The organism is Hymenobacter sp. BT188, from assembly GCF_014333585.1.
In the GTDB taxonomy this organism is placed as follows: Bacteria; Bacteroidota; Bacteroidia; order Cytophagales; family Hymenobacteraceae; genus Hymenobacter.
Map to the genome: position 1 here is coordinate 714,311 of NZ_JACSCW010000001.1, position 19,967 is coordinate 734,277.

The 19,967-nt window shown below is 57.2% G+C and carries 17 protein-coding genes; 11 read left to right on the forward strand and 6 right to left on the reverse strand.

From position 1 onward, the window contains the following. Positions 1-36: 36 nt before the first annotated feature. From H8B13_RS02810 to H8B13_RS21485, 3 genes are all read right to left on the reverse strand, one after another. Complete coding sequence (locus tag H8B13_RS02810) at positions 37-399, reverse strand: hypothetical protein (RefSeq protein WP_187309295.1); 363 nt, start codon at positions 397-399, stop codon at positions 37-39. Positions 400-570: 171 nt separating this feature from the next. Beyond that, positions 571-2,961: a T9SS type A sorting domain-containing protein gene (locus H8B13_RS02815; RefSeq protein WP_187309296.1), complete on the reverse strand. Its 2,391-nt coding sequence runs from the start codon at positions 2,959-2,961 to the stop codon at positions 571-573. A 464-nt stretch (positions 2,962-3,425) separates the two neighbouring features. Then, entirely contained in the window at positions 3,426-5,294 is a 1,869-nt protein-coding gene (locus H8B13_RS21485) for an LTA synthase family protein (protein WP_187309297.1), read from the reverse strand. 301 nt (positions 5,295-5,595) lie between these two features. Here H8B13_RS21485 and H8B13_RS02825 point away from each other — a divergent pair, with 301 nt between their 5' ends. Beyond that, positions 5,596-7,785 carry a glutamine synthetase III gene (locus tag H8B13_RS02825; RefSeq protein ID WP_187309298.1) on the forward strand — a complete coding sequence of 730 codons (2,190 nt, stop codon included), beginning with the start codon at positions 5,596-5,598 and terminating at the stop codon, positions 7,783-7,785. 228 nt (positions 7,786-8,013) lie between these two features. Here H8B13_RS02825 and H8B13_RS02830 read toward each other — a convergent pair whose 3' ends face one another. Beyond that, a complete protein-coding gene (locus H8B13_RS02830) occupies positions 8,014-8,667 on the reverse strand; it encodes a TetR/AcrR family transcriptional regulator (protein ID WP_187309299.1) in 654 nt (217 codons plus the stop codon). Between the two features lie 83 nt (positions 8,668-8,750). On the opposite strand from H8B13_RS02830, the gene H8B13_RS02835 reads away from it, so the two are divergent. From H8B13_RS02835 to H8B13_RS02860, 7 genes are all read left to right on the forward strand, one after another. Further along, positions 8,751-9,182, forward strand: coding sequence for a cupin domain-containing protein (locus H8B13_RS02835; protein ID WP_187309300.1), 432 nt, complete (start codon positions 8,751-8,753; stop codon positions 9,180-9,182). Positions 9,183-9,305: 123 nt separating this feature from the next. Further along, the gene (locus H8B13_RS02840) at positions 9,306-9,734 is read left to right on the forward strand and encodes a cupin domain-containing protein (protein WP_187309301.1); all 429 of its coding nucleotides are present in this window, start codon (positions 9,306-9,308) and stop codon (positions 9,732-9,734) included. A 107-nt stretch (positions 9,735-9,841) separates the two neighbouring features. Then, a complete protein-coding gene (locus H8B13_RS02845) occupies positions 9,842-10,165 on the forward strand; it encodes an ester cyclase (RefSeq protein ID WP_187309302.1) in 324 nt (107 codons plus the stop codon). A 405-nt stretch (positions 10,166-10,570) separates the two neighbouring features. After that, positions 10,571-11,752 carry a tetratricopeptide repeat protein gene (locus H8B13_RS02850; protein WP_187309303.1) on the forward strand — a complete coding sequence of 394 codons (1,182 nt, stop codon included), beginning with the start codon at positions 10,571-10,573 and terminating at the stop codon, positions 11,750-11,752. Then, a complete protein-coding gene (locus H8B13_RS21110) occupies positions 11,695-12,150 on the forward strand; it encodes a hypothetical protein (RefSeq protein WP_261990200.1) in 456 nt (151 codons plus the stop codon). Before H8B13_RS02850 ends, H8B13_RS21110 begins: the two co-directional genes overlap by 58 nt. Next, positions 12,083-12,688, forward strand: coding sequence for a sensor histidine kinase (locus tag H8B13_RS02855; protein WP_261990201.1), 606 nt, complete (start codon positions 12,083-12,085; stop codon positions 12,686-12,688). The genes H8B13_RS21110 and H8B13_RS02855 overlap by 68 nt, the downstream gene beginning before the upstream one ends. 132 nt (positions 12,689-12,820) lie before the next feature. Further along, positions 12,821-13,348 (forward strand): ferritin, encoded by a 528-nt coding sequence (locus H8B13_RS02860; RefSeq protein WP_187309304.1) that lies wholly within the window; start codon positions 12,821-12,823, stop codon positions 13,346-13,348. Positions 13,349-13,484: 136 nt separating this feature from the next. On the opposite strand, the gene H8B13_RS02865 is transcribed toward H8B13_RS02860, so the two are convergent. Beyond that, entirely contained in the window at positions 13,485-14,369 is an 885-nt protein-coding gene (locus tag H8B13_RS02865) for a DNA/RNA non-specific endonuclease (RefSeq protein WP_187309305.1), read from the reverse strand. A gap of 243 nt (positions 14,370-14,612) precedes the next feature. After that, positions 14,613-15,155: a GNAT family N-acetyltransferase gene (locus H8B13_RS02870; RefSeq protein ID WP_187309306.1), complete on the reverse strand. Its 543-nt coding sequence runs from the start codon at positions 15,153-15,155 to the stop codon at positions 14,613-14,615. A 358-nt stretch (positions 15,156-15,513) separates the two neighbouring features. Between H8B13_RS02870 and H8B13_RS02875 the strand changes: the two genes are divergently transcribed. From H8B13_RS02875 to H8B13_RS02885, 3 genes are all read left to right on the forward strand, one after another. Further along, positions 15,514-17,601 carry a HelD family protein gene (locus H8B13_RS02875; protein WP_261990202.1) on the forward strand — a complete coding sequence of 696 codons (2,088 nt, stop codon included), beginning with the start codon at positions 15,514-15,516 and terminating at the stop codon, positions 17,599-17,601. A 229-nt stretch (positions 17,602-17,830) separates the two neighbouring features. After that, entirely contained in the window at positions 17,831-18,508 is a 678-nt protein-coding gene (locus H8B13_RS02880; RefSeq protein WP_187309307.1) for a response regulator transcription factor, read from the forward strand. A 9-nt stretch (positions 18,509-18,517) separates the two neighbouring features. Next, complete coding sequence (locus tag H8B13_RS02885; protein WP_187309308.1) at positions 18,518-19,912, forward strand: ATP-binding protein; 1,395 nt, start codon at positions 18,518-18,520, stop codon at positions 19,910-19,912. Positions 19,913-19,967 lie beyond the last annotated feature (55 nt).

The window sequence follows — 19,967 nt, forward strand, 5'->3', positions numbered from 1 at the left end:
ATCACTGCATATTCAAGAAAAGGCAAACCAAAGTTCTCAGGCCATGTGCACGGCCTCTTGCAGGCGCTGCATCAGCTCCGGTAAGCTCAGCGAATCCAGTTCAGTGGCGGTTATAAGTGGCTCTAGCGTATGGGCGTCCTGTTCCCAAAATATCACTGGTAAGGCCTCATCCTTCAGTTGCGGAAACTCCCGCTGAAACTCGTCGCGGTGCTGAAAGCGGGCTTCTACGGGCAAAGATTGAAGAAATTCCTTCCACTCGGGTCGCATACTGGTGGCGCCGTAGGTGATGCTGCACAAAGAGCAAGGGTAGGTGCTGGGCGAAATAATTTTGTGCGCCATATCCCAAAACCCACTAACCAGTCCCGCATCAGCATTATAGACGAACAACAGCTTTTTCATAGACACCATAACGAAGATCAGCCGATTCAGGTCGTTGGCCTGGGTACTTGTGGCGTTGTCCTATATTAACAAGCACCAAGCAAGAAAGCCCGGTAACTACGCAGTTGCCGGGCTTTCTTGCTTGGTGCTTAACTTCAAAAAACCCTGTGGGGGGCTTTTTTAGCTAATTGATCACCGAATAACTACGCGCTGAGTTTTCGTTGTGCCTCCCTTGAAACGAAGCATGTACACGCCTGGCTTCAGCTTATCACTGGGAATGCTTAGCGTGGTTTGCTTGCCCACGTTCACCTTCGACAGCACTCTGCCCAGAGTATCCACTACTTCTACGCTTTTAACGTGGGCATGCTCAGCCCCTAACTTAATGTTGATTTTGTCCTCGGCCGGATTGGGATAGATTTCTATGTCACTGACAGCCTTGGCTTTACCATTGCTCGTCACTGTGCCGCAGTAGGAGGCCAGGCCTCCCAGGCCGCTAATGGAAGCCATGGAGGTGGCCAGCACTATTTTATCCAGTTTGGCACTGCCGCCGGCATTATAGGCGATGGTCAACGTGTGCGGGCCCACTGCTAGAGCAGCGTCTTTTAGTTTGGTCCAGCTCCAACCACTGCCAGTATTCACTTCTTTCACGCTGACATCATCAATATAATAGGTAGCAGCTACCTGGCCCATGTCGAACAGAAAGGTAGTGGAAGCAATGGAAGCTGTTATGGTCCAGGAAACCTGCTGCCATTCTGTGCCAATCGTTTGATCGGCCTGGTACTGGGCGCTGGAAGGCCCGGTAGAAAGCCGAATAGAGCCCCCAGGCGCCGCGGCTCTTACCCAATATGAAATCGTATACTGCTTTCCAATAGTAGTTGGGAAGGACGCGCTAGATACTTGCACGCGCCACTGATTGTTCGCTGGTTGGGCAGTCGGGTTTACTACCTTCATCGAGCCGCTGCCGCTATGGGCTTCTGCCGCCACGGTATTAGCGGAAATGGTAGCCCCGCTTGAGTTAACCGTTCTCCACCCAGTCAAGCCACTTTCAAACCCACCATTGGCTACCAGTTGGCTACCTATCGATTGAAAATTCTCATTATCAATCTTTACCCAATAGCCATATTCTTCCCCGGCGGTAACAGCTTGCCGGGCCAGCAAATTATAAGTCGCCGCGCTATCAATGGTGAAGGGCAGTACCAAATAAGCCGATGCATCAGCCGGCGGGGTAGCTGGGCTGCTGAGCCCGCTTTTCACCTGTGCGTACTTCTCATTAGAGGCTTCCGAATCCGTTACTACACTCCAGCTGGGGCCCACCGTGGCGCATTCGGCCTCCAGCCATAGTCGTTTGCCTAGCGGCTCCAACGGGAGCACCGGGTTGCCCGTGCCCCACCACTTGTACCAACGCTGGTAGTCGAGGGCTGGGTAGGGGTGGGTGGTGATGTTGGTGTTGACGTTAGGGTTGCCCAACAGAAATTTGTCGACGAAGGCTTCGATGGCGGGCTGCTGCGTGGCCGGTATGGCGCAGTGATTGTGGCCGCCATCGATGTAGAAGCCGAACCGGTCGCCGATGCCGAAGGTCTTCCACACCTCGTGCGCCGCCCGCGCCGATACGTAGGCCGACGGATTGGCCAGCCACTCAAAGTCGGTATTGCCCGTTACGAGCAAGGCTCGGGGGGCAATCATGGCCATCAACTCGTGGTGGTCGTGCGGCAGCTTGGCCACGTTCTTTTCAGAAAACTGCTTCATGTCGTCCTTGAACCAGCGGTAATCCGTGGCCCCCAGGTTTTCCACTCCGCCCAGGGTTTCGGACACGCGCCAGGCCGGCGCCCCGCCGCCGCCCGATTCTTGGGCGATAGTCAGGGCAATGCGCTCATCCATAGCGCCGGAGAAGAGGGCCATTTTGCCAGCGTATGAGCAGCCAGTTACGCCAATATGCTTCAAATCGATGGGCAGACTAGCCTGCACCAGCTCCAGCCCATCGATGAGGCGGCTCACGCCCCAGCTCCAGGCCGCGTACTGCCCGGAGTTCTCCAGGTTCTGGTCCGGGTATAGTTGGTAGTAGGGGTCCGTCGGTTGCGGATTACCATAGGTTGTGACGTTGTTGTGAGCGTACTGAATGCGCGCCACGTTGCGGCTGGTGAAAACCGCCGCCGGTAAACTCCCCGATAAGCTGTTCATCCCAATAACTGCCGGAAATGGGCCCGGACCGGTGGGCAAACTCACTTGGGAGGTTAGGGTCAGCGTTTTTCCGTTTACCGTCACATTGACGGTGAGCGTGCCATTAGCAGTGCCCACACCAGGAGCATAGCTGGCGGTGATAGTTTCGGGTCGGCTGGGTCGGCGCCCGATTTCATAGTTCTCAATCTCGGCTTTAATCTCATTACGCCGGCATTCCCAGTCGCTAAAAATCGTCGAGCGGCCTCGGCCATCAGACCACATGAATGGGTCAGTTAATGGCTCGACAACTGGTAATTGGCTGAAGCTGGGTAAGGGAGGAGCCACGCAGCTTCCGCCCGTATTCTCCACCGTGTACACCAGGGGAGGTGCTTGGGCAAATAAGTCCGCACCTATGAAACTGAGCAAAAGCGCGGAAAGCGTGACTTTTGCTCTCATTGCCGAAATCCTACTGGAAAAAGAGGGGAGCAGTTTTTTCATAGCCTATTGTTTTGGTCGGATAGTGTAGATGCCGCGAAGCTGGCTTTTCACCGTTTGAACAGAGCTTCATTCGGAAGATAGTTGCGATACCAGAGAAAAAGCCTCTTCACTTCACAAGCATTTAAATGAGAATACCGTAATCGTTTGCGGAAACGTTTGTGACTTTTTTACGACATAATATTTTGTCACTAGTCCACCACGTTCCAGGGCCCCTCCACTTTAAATGGAGGTAGAACGTCAGTTTCTTTCGTTCTGAACAGATAGAATAAATAACGCCGCATTGCTTGCCAAACGGCTGCAATACGGCGTGCTTCTACTAAAGAATTGGGCTCAGGGTAGCATCTATAAGCTAAAGTCTGCAAGCAGTGGCCTGCCCTAGGCATCAGTGCATATCACTTGCGCAAATAGTCCTCGAACGATACCTGCTGATACGCTTGTCCCTGTTGCACTTGAGCATCGGGCACGCCCGCACCACGGAAAAGCACGCGGCGTGCGACGTGGTCGTAGGTGACGGCGCCGGCCGGGGTGAGCATCCCAAAACCATCATTGAAGTTGTAAAACGCGAAAGATTTGCCCCCCAGCCGCAGCAAATCGCGGCCCCAGGCGTACTCTTTAGTTGGCAGATCTAGCTGGGCTAACAATGTAGTAGCAACATCAGTTTGAGTCCCAAAGCTGGAAACTACGCGGCCCCGCGCTTCTGGCCGCAACGCCCCGCCGGCCAAGATCAGCGGGATATGAAACTTGGCCGGACTTTCATTGGCGGAGTTGCCGGGCAACGGGTGGCCGTGGTCTGCCACCAGCACCACCAGCGTATTGTCCCACCACGGCTGCTGGCTGGCCTGGCGCAGAAAGCGGCCCAGCGCCCAATCAGTATAATAAACAGAGTTGCGAAACAGCGCCGTTTCGGTGGTGCCGGGAAATTTTTTCGGAATCGGAATCTCGAAAGGCTCGTGGCTGCTGAGGGTGAAGGCCGTGAGAAAGAAAGGTTGGGTGGCGGGCCTTTGGTTTAAATCGGTGAGAATGCGGTTGAAAAGAATGTGGTCGTGGGCGCCCCACTTGGAGTTTTGCTCCTGGGGGGTAAAATCCGCGCGCTCGGTGAGCTGGTCGTAGCCGGCGGCCACGAGGTAGCTTTTCATGTTGGCAAAGGCCAGCTCGCCCCCATAATAATAGGAGCTGCGGTAGCTGGCTTGCTTGAAGGAGCGAGCCAAGTGGGGGAGGCGCTCTGTTTTGCGCGGCACCTTAATAATGCTGCCCGTAGGTTGGTTGGGGTAGCCACTGAGCAGTGCTACGAGGCCCTTCTGGCTTCGGTCGCCGCTGGCGTACACGTTTTTAAACAACACACCGGTGCGGGCCAAGCTGTCCAACGTTGGCGTTATGCCGCGCTCCCCGCCCGTACTGCCTACAAACTTGGCGGTAAAGCTCTCCAGAATGATAAACAGCACGTTAGGTCGTGGCGTCCGCAGAATATTGTTGCCGGAATCAGCCGCAGCAACGGTAGCCGGCGCAGCATAAAGCTGCTTTACGATGCGCTGGGCCGTGGAATCGGGCATAAACTGGTACGGGTTCGGGCCGGTATTCTTGAGCATCAGCGAGTTCAGCACGTTCCAGGGCACATTCACGGCCGCGTGGTTGGCAAAGGACTGGCTGGAAAAGTACACGTCGCTCTGATTGATTGGAATTTGCTGCACCCCACCGCGCATGGGCACCACCAGCAGGGCCAACAGTAGCAAACTCACCAGCGCCGCCCGCAGCCGTCCGAAGCCGGCCGGCAGCCCTGGCAGACGACCCACCAGTTTTTTATATAATATCCAGCCCAGCACCAGTAAAGCGCCAAAAATGCCCCCCAGCAGCAGCACGGGCGCACTGCCGGCCGAGGCCATTATTTCCGCAGGTGAGTCAATATATTGGAGGGGAGTGGCATCGAGGCGGAAGCCCCAGGCACGGTATAGCTCCAGGTCGGCCACGGTAAAAACACTGACCACCACGCCCATCACAGCCGTGTAGAAGCGAATCAGCCGGTCGGTGGGGAAGCGCGGACCGGCCAAATTGCCCCCCAGCAGCAGCACAAACGGCAGAATGCACAAGTACGCCGCCGTGGAAGCATCCAGCCGCAGTCCGTAACCAAAAATGCCCCCCACGGTAGCCCACGACAACTTAGCCATTTTGGCCGTGTGGTAACCCAGAAAAATAGCCTTCGCGGCCACAAAAAAAACCAGCCAGAACAAGAAATACCACGGCTGGAAGGCAAAACGGTTTCTCACGCCGCAAAGGTAGCGCTGCAAGGCGATGATGAAAGCAAGGCATTTATCCTTGTGGGCATTGCTGCCACAAGACCGTCATACAAAGCGGAGCGAAGCATCTCGCGTGCTGTCGTGAGGTTAGCACTCCCGCTAAATACGCGAGATGCTTCGCTCTGCATGACGGTCTAGTGATATTCAGGTGGTTTTCAATATAAATACCATATATTTCCAGATTACACCCTGATTTTGAAGGGGTATTTGGAAAATAAAGTACTATTCATCTACATTTGCCTTAGAAATATTAACCCTGCTTAAACTTTACATGGCAATTCTCCGCTTTAAAGCCCTCGAACTTGTAGATCAGCGCCGACCCATTACGGTGGTTCAGTCTGGGGAGCGTCGTTCCGATACGTTCGGCCGCAATGTGTTCAATCTGGATGCCATGCGCGCCACCATGCCGGGCGAGTATTTCAAAAAGCTACAATCGGCGGTAAAGCAAGGCACGCCTGTAGAGCGCAGCGTGGCCGACGCCGTGGCCTCGGCCATGAAAACCTGGGCCATGGCCAAGGGCGCTACCCACTATACTCACTGGTTTCAGCCCCTGACCGGTGCCACTGCCGAAAAGCACGACTCATTTTTCGACCTGAACTCCGACGGTCGTCCAATTGAGAACTTTAAGGGCTCGGCGTTGGTGCAGCAGGAGCCCGACGCGTCGAGCTTCCCGAGCGGCGGTATTCGCAATACCTTCGAGGCACGCGGCTACACTGCATGGGATCCAACTTCTCCGGCCTTTATCATTGAAACCGCTGGCGCCAAAACGCTGTGTATCCCCACTATTTTTGTGGCTTACACCGGCGAGGCCCTCGACTATAAAGCACCGCTGCTTAAGTCACTAGCTATTCTGGAACAGGCCGCGGTTGATGTTTGCCAGTACTTCGATAAGGACGTAAATCGGGTAAATACGACCCTCGGTATCGAGCAGGAGTATTTTCTGGTAGATAGAGCCCTTTTCGACGCACGCCCTGACCTGGTGATGACCGGCCGCACCCTCTTCGGGCACGCGCCCGCCAAAGGCCAGCAGCTGGAAGACCATTACTTCGGCTCCATTCCGAGCCGGGTACACGCCTTCATGCTCGACTACGAGGAAGAGGCAAACCGCCTTGGTATTCCGTTGCGGACGCGCCATAATGAGGTGGCACCCAATCAGTATGAGTGCGCCCCAACCTTTGAGGATGCCAACCTGGCCATCGACCACAACCAACTCCTGATGGATATCATGGAGCGTGTGGCCGAGCAGCACAACTTCAAGGTTCTCCTCCACGAAAAGCCTTTTGCGGGTGTAAACGGCTCAGGTAAGCACAACAACTGGGCTATGAGCACCGATACTGGCGTAAACCTGCTAGCGCCCGGTCGTCGCCCGAAAGAAAATCTGCAGTTCCTGGCTTTCTTTATTACCACCATCAAGGCTGTACACCGCTACGCCGATTTATTGCGTGCCAGCATCGCTTCCGCCTCCAACGACCATCGCCTGGGTGCAAATGAAGCTCCTCCGGCTATCATGTCGGTGTTCGTAGGTTCGCAGCTCAACTCCGTATTGGATGAGTTGGAGCGTACCGCTAAGCTGCCTCTCGACAAAGGAGACAATATTTACCTTAAGCTCGGCATCGACAAGATTCCAGCTATTCTGCTCGACAACACCGACCGCAACCGCACGTCGCCGTTTGCCTTCACCGGCAATAAGTTTGAACTGCGCGCCGTGGGTTCTTCGGCTAACTGCTCGTCGGCCATGACAGTGCTCAACACCATCGTAGCTGAGCAGCTGATCAACTTCAAACAGTCGGTAGATGAGCTGATTGAGCAGGGCAAGAAGAAAGAAGTCGCCATTGTAGAAGTGTTGCGCGAGTACGTGATTTCTTCCAAAGCCATTCGTTTCGAAGGCAACGGCTACTCGCAGGAGTGGGAAGACGAAGCCAACCGTCGTGGCCTGGCCAACGTGCGCACCACGCCTTTAGCCCTTGATGCCCTGATTCGCGAAGACGCAGCGGATCTATTTGGTCGTCACCAAATTTTCTCGCCCGTAGAGCTGCACGCCCGCCACGAGATTTTGCTGGAAGATTACATCAAGAAAATCCAGATTGAGAGCCGTACTATGGGCGACCTGGCCATCAACCACGTCATTCCAACGGCCATCGCTTACCAAACCAAGCTGATCACCAACATCAGTGGTCTGCGTGAGTTGGGCCTCGACGATGAGTTCTCGCAGGTGACGGTGGACACTATCAAAGCTATTTCGCGTCATATTTCAACTATCAAAACCACAGTGGTCGAGATGATTGAGCGCCGCAAACGAGTTAATAAAATTGAAGACACCCGCGCTCGGGCCATTGCCTACTGTGACGAGATAAAGACATGTTTCGACGCCATCCGTCGTTCCACCGATAAGCTGGAACTGATGGTGGCCGATGAGGACTGGCCGCTGGTGAAGTACCGCGAACTGATGTTCCGGCACTAAGCCCAGCGAACAGGATCGGACCGGGGTTGGGTGGGAATTTTCTCCGGTTCCGATACTAGTAAAAAAGCCGTTTCCGGGTGGGGACGGCTTTTTTGTTTGGGTGCTTCGCCAGGCATACCATAAACATCAGTTTCGAAGCGTAGTATGGCTTTTTGTCGCTAAGGTTAAGTTGCACTCATCACGCGTCGCGTCTGCCCGGCGGCTGCCGCATGCGAATGAGGAAGTAGTTTAACTGTTGCTGGCTTTCCCAGCCGCGCCCGTCGTCCCGGTTCCAACCTTTTCTGCTTCCATGCCCTTAAGAATCATTTGCAGCGCCCACTGCAACAGATCATTGGAAGCGTCATTCGAGAGACCATTGACATCCTTGTTGACAATCATGGGCTCAATGCCCGTCAAGACGGACACCGTCTGCTTAAGGCGCTCGTAGTTTGCCGGCTCAATCTGGGCGGCGTAGCGCCGCATCACCGCTTCTAGCGCGTCGAGCCGGCGGGCGCCCCGCAGCGACGCGCCGCTGCCTTGCTTCACCGATTCAGCCAGGACTACACTCAGGTATTTGCGGAACGCGGGCTCGTGGCGTTGCGCCAACCAATTGTAGTAGGCTTGCACGTAGGCCAGCGATTCGGCCAGTCCTAGGTGCTGGGTATCCAGCACAAAATCGGCGGGCTGTTTTGCCTGGAACGAAAGGGCAGCCTCCGTGCAGAGCAGATCCACGTCTGAAAAATAGCGGTAGATAGTGGCCCGGGAGATACCCAAGGTCTGAGCCACGTCTTCGAGGGAAAAGGCGGCTTGGGTTTGCAGCAGGCGCTGGGCCGTTTCCAGAATTTTGGCGCGGGTCGCTCGTTTCTGCTGAATTCGACCAGTGGTGAGGGTTTTATTTTTCATGAGACAAATATCTCATGAAATTTGCAAATCGGATAATTTCTTGGTTATGTTTGTGAGACAACTATCTCATAAACTATTTCCTCATGAAAAAAGAAATTATTTGCCTGGGCCACACCCTAACCCTGCACGCATCCTCAGGCGACTACGATTTGCTCGAAGGTGTCACCCTGCCGCAGGTACCCGGCCCGCCGCCCCACCACCATACCCGCTACCACGAGCTGTTCTACGTGCTGGACGGCCAGCTTGAGTTTCTGGTGGATGGCCAGCCCGTGCCGGTACCGGCTGGCGAATCGATTGATTTGCCCCCCAATACCGTACATACCTTCAGTAACGTGGGCGCCGTGCCCTGCAGGTGGCTGAACGTGCATAGCCCCAAGGGCTTTCGAGCTTTTTTTGAAGAGTTCGGCATTGAGGCGGCTCGGGAAGGCGCCTTTGCTGCCTCCGTGGACGCGCAAGTAATTCAGCAAGTAGTAGAGCGGGCTTCTAGCTTCGACATGCACCTCGCCCAGTCCTAAGCTGGTGGCCCTACACGACTCGGCTCGCGGCAGGAGACAGATCGTCTCACTCAAGGCCTTGCTCTGTAGACGAAGGCAGTTAATAAACACTTACCAAATCGAAGGAAAACTACTACCTCCAACATGCCAGAACCCAAAGAAATTATTCGCGTGGGCGCACTGGAGTTGCGCTTTTTGCTCGATGGCGACGATACCGAACAGCGCCTGGTCATGTTCGAGTTTTCGGTGCCGCCCGGGGCGAAGGTGCCCGCCCCGCACTACCACGAGGACGTGGACGAGCTACTCTATGGGCTGGCGGGCAGCATGACGACCACCGTGGCCGGCCAGGTGCGGGCGCTGGGCGTGGGCGATTCGTGCTTTATCCCGCGCGGCGTGGTGCACCACCACGCCAACCTGGGCACCGAAACGGCGACGGTACTCACCGTGCTGACCCCGGCCCGCATTGGCCCGGCTTATTTTCGGGAGTTGGGGGCCCTGCTACAAGCCGGCGGCCCGCCAGACCCGGTCCGGGTGCAGGAAATCATGGCCAATTACGGGCTAGTCGTGGCGTAAACTCCGCGCCGTCGTGGCGGCTACCGCAGGCTGGGGGGCTTTTTCTGGCTGCTGGTGCTGAAGCCATTACGCACAATCAATCCTTTCCTACCTACATACTGACCGCTATGGCTGCCGCCGAAAACAAAGAATTTATGACTCATTTTATTGAGGAAGTCATAAACAAGAAGAACCTCCATGCCATCGACGATCTAGTTGCGAAAGACTTTACGGAACAGGTGCCGTTTCCGGGCCAAGGACCAGGCCGAGAAGGATTAAAGTTTGCGATTACAGCTATGCTCGCCGGCTTTCCTGACATGCACTGGACGGTGCAGGAACAAATTGCGGAAGGGGAGAAGGTGGTAACCCGATTCACCTGGACGGGAACGCACGCCGGGGCCTTTATGGGTATCCCCCCACGAATAAAAGGGTGGAGGTCTGGGGAGTGGTGATGGACGTGGTGAGGAATGGCCGCTTTGCTGAAAGCAGGATACTGATGGATACCGTTGGGTTATTGCAGCAGGTAGGGGTGTTGCCTACAGCGGCAGCGCAGTAAGGGCAGTTTAAATAAAAAAGCCCCCCATCTCTTGCGTCTGGAATAACGGGCTATGGGCGAGACTGTCTTTTATTTTAAACGGTAATAAAGCGTATACCTGGCCCTTTGCAATCCGGTTGCTTACTGCGCGCAATCTGGCAACAACAGGTTTTAAGTGAATAGCCTCTTCCTGTGCGGCGCCGGCTGATTTTGAAGTACACGGGGCTACGTAGCTCCTCCTGGTGCAGCGGTCGGCATGCCGGTCTGCGCTACTTTCTGCTGGTGAGCAGCAATACTCCAATCTGACAACAAGCTGCTGGCCATGCGAACGTTATTGCTGCTCATCCTGCTTTCCACCGGTCTATTCCTAAGCCTGCTTGGGCTGCCGCAGCTGGCGCGGGCGCAGGACAGACCGACCCTGCCGGACAGCCTGCGTCAACGCTTGCTAACCCAGCCCGACGATACCAACCGGGTAATGCTGCTCATCGACCTAGCGTTTAACTATCGTAATACCCGGCCGGATACGGCCTACCGGCTTGTGCAGCAAGGGTATGCGCTGGCCCGCCGCTTGACCTATCCAATGGGCCAGGCGCATGCCCTCAATGTCATGGGGGCCATTATGGTGCAACTGGGCGACTATCCCCGCGCCATCCGGCTGATGCAGCAGTCCGCAGATCTGAGTGAGTCATTGCATAATCTGCGCCAGCAGTCGGTAGCGCACAATAACATGGCGGTAGCCTATATCGACCAAAAGGACTACGCGCAGGGCCTGAAGCACCAGCGGGAGGCCTTGCGGTTGTTTAAGCTGCATCAGCGACAGGCCGGTCGGCCGCCCGACTCGCTGCTCCACGCCATCCAGTACTGCAACCTGGGGGAGCTGTATGCCAATAGCGGGCAAGTGGATTCAGCCGAAGCATACCCACGCCTAGCCTTAATATTTACACAAAATCCAGCCGCCCAGATGGTGCTGCCCAACACGCTGTACGTGCTGGGGGATATTCGCAAGCAACAAAACAACGTGGGCGAGGCGCTGCGCCTATATCGGCGGGCCGGGCGCCTGACTCAGGACCCAGCTGAACAGAATATCATTTACTTGCGGCTGGCCACGCTGCATCAGGCAACGGGGGCCCGCGACTCCAGCCTGGTCTATGCCCGGCAGTCACTCCGAGTCGCGCAGCAGAGCCAGTTTCTGACCGGTATTTTGCCAGCCAGCCAACTGTTGGCCCAGCTTTACGAAGGCCGCGACGACACCCAGGCCCTGCGTTACTACAAGGTAGCCGTGGCCGCCAAAGATAGCCTGTTCAGCCAGCAAAAGGTGAAGCAGCTGCTCACGATCCGCTTTGAGGAGCAGCAGCGCCAGCAGGAGTTGGCGGCCACCCGCCAAGCGTACCGAGAACGCATGCGCAGCTACGGCCTGGCCGTAGCTGCGCATGCGTTGGGCTGCTGGTGGCGCTGCTACTGTGGCGCACAACGCGGCGGCAGCAGCGCAGCAATGCCTTATTGAGTCAGCAAAAAGGGGAGCTGGACGCCCAGCGCGCCCACGCCGAGCAGGCTTACCAGGTTCTGCAAACCACCCAGGCTCAGCTCATTCAGAAAGAGAAGATGGCCTCCTTGGGGGAGCTGACGGCCGGCATTGCCCAAGAGATTAAGAACCCGCTGAACTTCGTCAACAACTTCTCGGAGGTCAGCGCCGAGCTGCTCGACGACCTAGCCGCGGAGCAGCAGAAACCCACCCCTGATGCGGCCTTTGAGGCGGCGCTGCTGGCCGATCTGAAAGCCAACCTACTCAACGATCAACCACTACGGCCGCCGCGCCGACACCATTGTGCGGGGCATGCTGGCTCACAGCCGCCAAGCTACCGGCACCAAACAGCCGACCAAACTCAACCAGCTCACCGATGAGTATCTGCGCCTGGCCTACCAGGGCGCACGCGCCAAGAATCCCGATTTCCGCTGCGACCTTGTGGCGGAGTACGACGAGCGACTTGGTTCTCTGGCCGTCGTGCCCCAGGACATCGGGCGGGTTCTCCTCAATCTATTCAGTAATGCCTTTTACGCGACCCAGCAGCGCTCTGAGCAGCAGGAAACGGGCCATGACTACCAGCCCCAAGTACGGGTGCGGACGCGGCGCGACGCACAGACCGTGGAAATCCGCGTGTGGGACAACGGGCTCGGAATACCGGCGGGGGTTCAGGAGAAAGTGTTTCAGCCGTTTTTCACGACCAAGCCGCCCGGGCAGGGCACCGGCCTGGGTTTGTCGCTGAGCTACGAGATCATCACCCAGGGCCACGGTGGCACCTTGCAATTGCGCTCGGAAGAGGGGCACTACACCGAATTTAGCCTGCATTTGCCCCCCGAGCCGGTAAGGCCGGAGCCAGCACAATCCCCACGGCAGTTCCCCGCGATTCTTCTTCCGGTGCTGATACCCCTTCTCTGGTGAGTTACTCTCGGGCTAATAAGCCGCCGCGCTTGGACAGCCTTATCCTTTCTAGGTCATGTTCCCGTATAGGATAGCAGGTGGGACCGGGCGGGCCGCACCGTTCCTGTTTCGTGGTGTTAACCCTGCTTTACGATGCTCACAGCTCCGCTGCAAGACGCGCTCAACCAACAAATTGCCCTGGAGGCGCAGTCCTCCCAGGCCTACTTGGCCATGGCCTCCTGGGCCGAAATTCAGCCCGGTCTGGACGGGGTAACCACCTTCTTTTACCAGCAAAGCCAAGAGGAGCGGGTCCACATGCTCAAGCTCATCCGCTACGTCAACGAGCGCGGCGGCTTTGCCCTAGTGCCCGCCCTAGCGCAACCTGTCCTCACCTTTCAGTCCCTGCAGCGGGTCTTTCAGGACTTTCTGCACCACGAGATGGCTGTCTCCGCCAGTATCAACGAGCTGGTAGGTCTGGCCCTGCATGAGCGGGACTTCGCCACCCACAACTTTTTGCAGTGGTACGTCTCGGAGCAGCTGGAGGAGGAAGCACTGGCCCGCACCCTCAACGACAAGCTCGAGTTGGTGGGTGACGACAAAAGTGGCATTTACCTCTTCGACAAAGACATCCTGCTCTTTCGCAGCCACGTCGCTGCCAAGGGCAACGCCGCCCCCAGCTAAGGGACACCCAACGCAGGAAGTGGCCCGACCAACAAAGGTGTGGACCAGCCGCCAGCAGGTGCAGAGATAAAGCAACTTGATGGGCACAAAAAAGCCTCCCACCCGGGGGCGAGAGGCTTTTTTGTGCCCACCGGGCTTAGTTTGTCGGCCCGGCGTCCACTCTTGCCTCGACGGTGCTCTGCACGGTGCTCGAGACGGCCGAGAGAATGTTGTAGCCCGTGGCGGACTCAATGGCGTCGACCGTGGTGCGGTAGCTTCCCCAGCTGGTGCTGAGGGTGTTTGTGTTGGGCATATCTACGGCAATCACGCGCGTGCCGGTGCTCACCCGACTCGCGTCCGAGCTGCCCTCGGGCAGCACCACCACGACTTTCCAGGTGCGCGCAGGCACGGTCACGCGGCCCGCATCCAGTGTCGTCTTGTAGCCAGCGGAGCCCGTGCCCCCCTTGCCATAACTGCCGGCAATCACGTAGAGCTCGTAGCCCTGGCCTACCAGCGTGCGGCAGTAATTTTCCAGATTTGCCCAAGTTTGCTGGTTGTTGGTTGGCGCCTGGGGCATCATGTTGGTCATCTTGAAGGTGGCCGAGTTATCGGCGATCGAGGCTGTGCGATCCGCCGACGGGCATAGGTGACCCCGGTCGAAGCCCGAGCCCGAGTAGCTGGTGCTCGTGACCCGGTACCAGCCCGTGGGCAGGGACGCGTCGGTGGAAAAGTTGTCCTGCCGCGGGGTGCTGCCCAGCCAAGCGCTGCTCAAGTGCCAACTGACCCAGTTGGGTACTCCCCGGTCGCGGTGGTAGGACATAGTAAACTGAGGCTTCACCAGCAAGTAGTTCCAGTAGTAATACGGGTCGGCGATGGCCCCGCTGGGGTTGCCCAGGGCCAGATGGCTGTCGCGGGTGGCATCTTGGCTACTAGGCGCTGCGGTGGGTGAGGGAATGGGAGCCACGAGCTCGTCTTTCGAGCAGGAGACGGCCAGGGTCAGTAGCACCAGCAGGGTGCTCAGGCGGGTAACAGTACGCTTCATAGAACAGGGGATTAGGGAATGGTGGAAAGGCAAAGCAAAGGTCTCCCGTCTAGCCTGAACTAGACGGCATCCTAGATTAGGGATTTATTACCAATTTATTACCACTTGACCAGGTAGTTGCCGCACCAGCCACCCAACAGCCGGGGCATGCGTACCTTAGACTTCTTTTTTCAATAAAAAGGGGCTTTTATACATACCAATTGACGATTCGGTCATCCAAGCACGGGTTCTTAGCCAGGCGGCTCACGCGGTGCGCGCGGCCCAGGTGGGTTTGTCGATGGCGTACACAAAGTTGAGCTGGGGCGGCTCGCCGTAATAGGCCACTTCCTGCTCCGCAACCTTGGTGGCGCCCAGCCGCTGGATGGCAATTTGCGAGCGCACATTGCCCGCCCCGATGTGAAACCGAACCGTGTCCACGAACTGAAACACGTAGTCCAGCAGCAGGCGTTTCACGGCCTGGTTGACGCCGGTGCCCCAGGACTCTCTACCGTAGAAGGTGTAGCCGATCAGGATGCTGTTGTCGGGGGCATTGTAGTCGTAGAGGCGGGTGCTGCCCAGCGTGGCACCTGTCGCTTTATCCACCACTTTGAAGGCCCCGCCGCTCTGCATGGCCCCTTCGAAAAAGGAGGTAAATACCTCTTGTCGCCAGCGGTCCTTATTGGGGTGCTGCTCCCAGATCTTGGGATCGGCCGCGACGGCGTACAGGTCCGCAAAGTCGGCCGCCTGCAAGGGCAGCAGCCGGAGAGTGTCGGTTTCTAAGCGGGGTTGCAGCGAGAAGGGATGCATGGCAGGAAAAGAGAAAGGGTAGGGAGCCGGGCGCGCCGGCGCTGACCAAAGCTGGTAACGAAGATGGGAAAAGTACGTTTTATACGAGCCTTTTGGCGCCATTCAATCACGGGCTATTATCTGCGTCTCTTGAGAGAACTTGTAGGAAGGCAGTGCTATGGGTGCGGGGACGCCGAAGAACGCCTGGGGGGCTTTTTTCTAAGAGGCCGCCTCCCATACGGTTTGCTAACGCCGCCCTTCTTGAACTCTAAGGCTGCGTGTTGATAGTTTGAATAGCTACTGAGGAAAAAAGCCCCCTAGCGTCATTGAAGGGCCCGCCGCCTAATAAAAGAGGCCGGATGCTTCAACCGACCGGGATTTGAGCCCACCTTTGCCGTCCACTGTCAAAAAGCCCCCCAGGATGAACGCAACGGAGCAAGAAGAGAGAGAATACCTGGAAGTAATTAAGGAGAAGCTGACCGTGGCCATTCGGCGGGTCGATGATGCCGTCAAGCAATTTTCCCACGAGCTCCGGGAGAAAAAGCAGTACCTCCACGAACACCAGTCCAGCCTGGACGACGCCGACATGGTCGCCGCCGACCAATCTATTAACCGCATGGCTTTTACGGGCGAAGCGGCCGTGGCCCGGAAGCACAAGCTCCTCAAGCTAGGGCAGTCGCCCTACTTTGGCCGCATTGATTTTGCCCTCCAGAATAAGGTAGCGCTGCCCGTGTACATCGGGATGTACTCCTTCGTCGATGAGCAGCAGCGCCAGGGCCTGATCTACGACTGGCGGGCCCCCATTGCCTCCCTGTTCTACGACTACGAGCTGGGGGCAGCCTCCTTCACTACCCCGTCGGGCCCAATTCGGGGCACTATTGCGCTAAAGCGGCAGTACAAAATCCGCGACGGCCGCCTGGAGTTTATGATCGACAGTGACGTCAACATTCACGACGACGTGCTGCAACGGGAGCTGGCCAAGTCCTCCGACGACAAGATGAAGAACATCGTCGCCACCATTCAGCGGGACCAGAACGCGGTGATTCGCAACGAGACCGCGCAGGTGATGGTCATTCAGGGCGTGGCCGGCTCGGGCAAAACCTCCATTGCCTTGCATCGCCTGGCCTTCCTGTTGTATCGCTACCGGGACACCATCAAGGCCAAGGATTTGCTCATCATCTCGCCCAACAAAGTCTTCGCCGACTACATCTCCAACGTATTGCCTGAGCTGGGGGAAGAGCACATCCCCGAGCTGGGTATGGACGAGCTGGCGGCCGACTTGCTTGAAGGCAAGTACCCGTTCCAGTCCTTCTTCGAACAAGTGTCCGCGCTGCTGCAGGACCACGACCCGGCCTTCATCGAACGCATCCGGTTCAAGTCCTCCTTCGACTTCCTCAACCAACTGGATCAGTACCTTCTCTACATTGAGAATCACTACTTCGCCGCTACCGACCTGCGGGTGGGCCCCACCCTCGTCGCCGGGGCATTTCTGGTGGCCAAATTCAAGGGCTATCACCGGGTGCCGCTCTTAAAGCGATTGGCGCTGGTTGCCGAGGATGTGCGCACCTATGTGCGGGACGCTACCCGCCGGAAGCTAACGGGGCGGGAGAAGGCAACAATCGGAGAAGCAATTCCCCGCCTGTTCAGGTTTCAGCAGGTGCTGGACTTCTACCGGGATTTTTATCGCTGGATCGGTCGGCCCGAGCTGTTTAGGTACGATCAGCGCGCGCGCTTGGAATACGCGGATGTCTTTGCCCTGATCTACCTGCGCCTGCGCCTGGAAGGCCTGAGTGCCTACGACCAGGTCAAGCACCTGCTGGTGGACGAGATGCAGGACTATACCCCCGTGCAATATGCCGTGTTGTCGCGGTTGTTCGCGTGCCGCAAGACCATTCTGGGCGATGTCAGCCAGACGGTGAATCCCTACAGCGCTTCCTCCGCCGAAACCATTGAACGGGTATTCCCGCAGGCCGACGTAGTGAAACTGTACCGCAGCTACCGCTCCACGGTCGAGATAACAGCCTTCGCGCAGCGCATCACGCCCAATCCCCACATCATTCCTCTGGAGCGGCACGGACCGGAGCCCGTCGTCGTGCGCTGTAGCAGCCAGGCCGAGGAGTGGCAGACCATTCAGCAGCGGATCACGGACTTCCATCGCTCCGGCCATCAGTCCCTGGGTATCATCTGCAAAACCCTCCAGCAGGCTCAGGAGGCGTATCGGGTGCTGCAAGCCCCCGCGATTCACTTGCTCACCGAGGAATCCACTTCCTTCACAGAAGGCATCGTCATCACCACGGCCCATCTGGCGAAAGGACTGGAATTCGACGCGGTGCTAGTTCCCTTGGCCTCCGCCCCGACGTATAAAACGGAGGTAGATAAGCGCATGCTCTACGTAGCCTGCACGCGGGCCATGCACCAACTCACCTTGACGCATACCGGGGAGCTCACCGCCTTCTTGTCCGCCTAAAGTGCGGGGCCGCGATTCCGCGTACTACCTATGGCGCGCACGGCTAGAAACAGATATTATGTAGGTAGCTTAGAAAATTTCAACATGATGATAAGCACATGGTCTACAGGCCTATCTTGCGGCAGTATAGCCTTGATAATTACAAAGTCCGGCCATGGGCGGTTGCTGAGCGGGGCCGATGACTTCCGCTCTGAAAGGAAATAAGGCCGCCATTTACCGAGGACTAGGCATGAAAATACTACTCGTGGAGGATGAGCCCAAGTTGGCTTCTTTCGTGAAAAAAGGCTTTGAGAACGAGGGCTATGAGCTGGACGTAGCTTACGACGGGCAGATGGGCCGGTCCCTGTTTCAGCAGCACATTTACGAGCTGGTTATTCTGGATGTGAATCTGCCCTATATCAACGGATTTGAGCTGTGCCGCCTTATTCGGGCTGATAACAGCCATTTGCCCGTGCTGCTGCTGACGGCCCTGGACAGCCTCGATGATAAAGTCATAGGCTTCGAGGCGGGCGCCGATGACTACCTGGTCAAACCCTTCGCTTTTAAAGAGTTGCTACTCCGGGCCCGCGCTCTCACCAAGCGCCGCTCCGACGCGGCAGCCGTAAAACAGGTGCTGCGCCTAGCCGACCTAGAGCTGAACCTCGACGCCAAAACCGTCACCCGCCAGGGCCAGCGCATTGATCTGACCACCCGCGAGTATGCACTGCTGGAATACCTGCTGCGTAATCGGGGAAAGATCGTGTCGCGGGTGGATATTGCCGAGCGCGTGTGGGAGTTGGATTTTGATACCAATACCAATGTCATCGACGTGTACGTGAGCTACTTGCGTAAGAAGTTGGACCGCAATTTCTCGCCCAAGCTCATTCATACCGTCGTGGGTATGGGCTACGTGCTGCGTGAAGGATAGGCCCGGCTCATGCTAATTCGCAACAAACTGATTCTGCGCTTTACCCTGTTGGTATTAGCCATTCAGCTCGTCTTTTCAGCCTTCGTGTATTATTTCCACGCCGCCTCCCGCGAGCAGCGCTTCATCAACCGCCTCACGGGCAAAGCGGCCCTGTCGGGCCGCATGCTGATTAAGCGGGGTAGCTTGTCGAAAGGCTTTTTTGGGGCTTTCCGGCGGCGCGATTTGCTGACGCTAGTGGGCGAGCAGGTGAGCATTTACGGGCCCGGTGGCCGTCTGCTCTACCTCAGTTTCGATACCATAAGTCAGGCGCATAACACGCTTTACCTAAGTAAGATAACGCCTGAAAAGCCTGTGCACTTCGCCGTGGGGCGGCGCGAAACGGTGGGGCTGCTTTATGAGCATGAGGGCAGAGCCTACCGGATTTTTACCTCGGGTATTGATGAGTTTGGTTGGGCCCAGCTCGAAAAGCTGCAACTGATTCTGCTCGTGGGCAACGTGGGGGCGCTGGTGCTCATTATTCTGGCGGGCTGGTATTTCGCCGATGAGTCGCTCAAGCCAATTTCGCGGGTGGTGCGGCAGGTGGAAAAAATTACCGCCTCCAGCCTGAGTCAGCGCGTGGATGAAGGCAACCAGCGCGACGAGATTGCCCAACTGGCTATCACGTTCAACCGCATGCTGGGCGGCGTGGAGCAGGCTTTTGAGTCGCAGAAAAGCTTTCTGGCCCACGCCTCCCACCAACTGCGCACGCCCCTGGCCAATTTGCTGGGCACCCTGGAAACCTCCCTCGACTACGACGCTACGCTGCCCGACACCCGGCAGAGCTTACGCTCCGGCATTGAGGAAGTGCGTCACCTGATCGACCTCACCAATGGCCTGCTGGCCCTGGCCAAAGCTGATTCGGCGTTGCTGCCCACGGAGCCAGTGCGCCTGGACGAGTGCGTAGCGCAGGCCCTGGACTACGCCCGCGCCAAGTGTCCTGACCGCGACCTGCGCTTGAAATTTGGTCCCTTGCCGACCACTGATGCCGACGTATTTATGGTGCCTGGCAACGCTCAGCTACTGACGACGGCTATTTTTAATCTGCTCGACAACGCCTGCAAATACTCGCAAGCTGCCGTGACGGTGCGCCTGGGCTACGCCGACGCGCAGACGCTGGAGGTGCGCGTGACGGACACCGGGATCGGTATCGCGCCGCAGGAGATCCGCCGGGTGTTTGAGCCCTTGTACCGCGCCGCCAACGGTACCGCTCAGCCGGGCTATGGCCTGGGCCTGGCCCTCACCCAGAAGATTGTGCAGCTGCACGGGGGGCAAATGGAGCTGGCTTCTGTGGTAAACCACGGCAGTACGGTCAGCGTGCGGCTGCCGGCTGTGGCGGAATATGGCCACCAGCCGCCTGCTTTCTAATATCTTCTAATCTGCTTCTCATCTCATTTTAATGTGGTGGGGCCTCCTTTGTACT

Excerpts from the sequence above, each read along its gene's own strand:
- H8B13_RS02850 (WP_187309303.1), top strand. The coding sequence starts at position 10,571 with ATGCGAACGTTATTGCTGCTCATCCTGCTTTCCACCGGTCTATTCCTA.
- H8B13_RS02855 (WP_261990201.1), top strand. The coding sequence starts at position 12,083 with ATGCTGGCTCACAGCCGCCAAGCTACCGGCACCAAACAGCCGACCAAA.
- H8B13_RS02885 (WP_187309308.1), top strand. The coding sequence starts at position 18,518 with ATGCTAATTCGCAACAAACTGATTCTGCGCTTTACCCTGTTGGTATTA.
- H8B13_RS02810 (WP_187309295.1), bottom strand. The coding sequence starts at position 399 with ATGAAAAAGCTGTTGTTCGTCTATAATGCTGATGCGGGACTGGTTAGT.
- H8B13_RS02880 (WP_187309307.1), top strand. The coding sequence starts at position 17,831 with ATGAAAATACTACTCGTGGAGGATGAGCCCAAGTTGGCTTCTTTCGTG.
- H8B13_RS02835 (WP_187309300.1), top strand. The coding sequence starts at position 8,751 with ATGAAAAAAGAAATTATTTGCCTGGGCCACACCCTAACCCTGCACGCA.
- H8B13_RS02825 (WP_187309298.1), top strand. The coding sequence starts at position 5,596 with ATGGCAATTCTCCGCTTTAAAGCCCTCGAACTTGTAGATCAGCGCCGA.
- H8B13_RS02870 (WP_187309306.1), bottom strand. The coding sequence starts at position 15,155 with ATGCATCCCTTCTCGCTGCAACCCCGCTTAGAAACCGACACTCTCCGG.
- H8B13_RS02865 (WP_187309305.1), bottom strand. The coding sequence starts at position 14,369 with ATGAAGCGTACTGTTACCCGCCTGAGCACCCTGCTGGTGCTACTGACC.
- H8B13_RS02860 (WP_187309304.1), top strand. The coding sequence starts at position 12,821 with ATGCTCACAGCTCCGCTGCAAGACGCGCTCAACCAACAAATTGCCCTG.
- H8B13_RS02845 (WP_187309302.1), top strand. The coding sequence starts at position 9,842 with ATGGCTGCCGCCGAAAACAAAGAATTTATGACTCATTTTATTGAGGAA.
- H8B13_RS02830 (WP_187309299.1), bottom strand. The coding sequence starts at position 8,667 with ATGAAAAATAAAACCCTCACCACTGGTCGAATTCAGCAGAAACGAGCG.
- H8B13_RS02840 (WP_187309301.1), top strand. The coding sequence starts at position 9,306 with ATGCCAGAACCCAAAGAAATTATTCGCGTGGGCGCACTGGAGTTGCGC.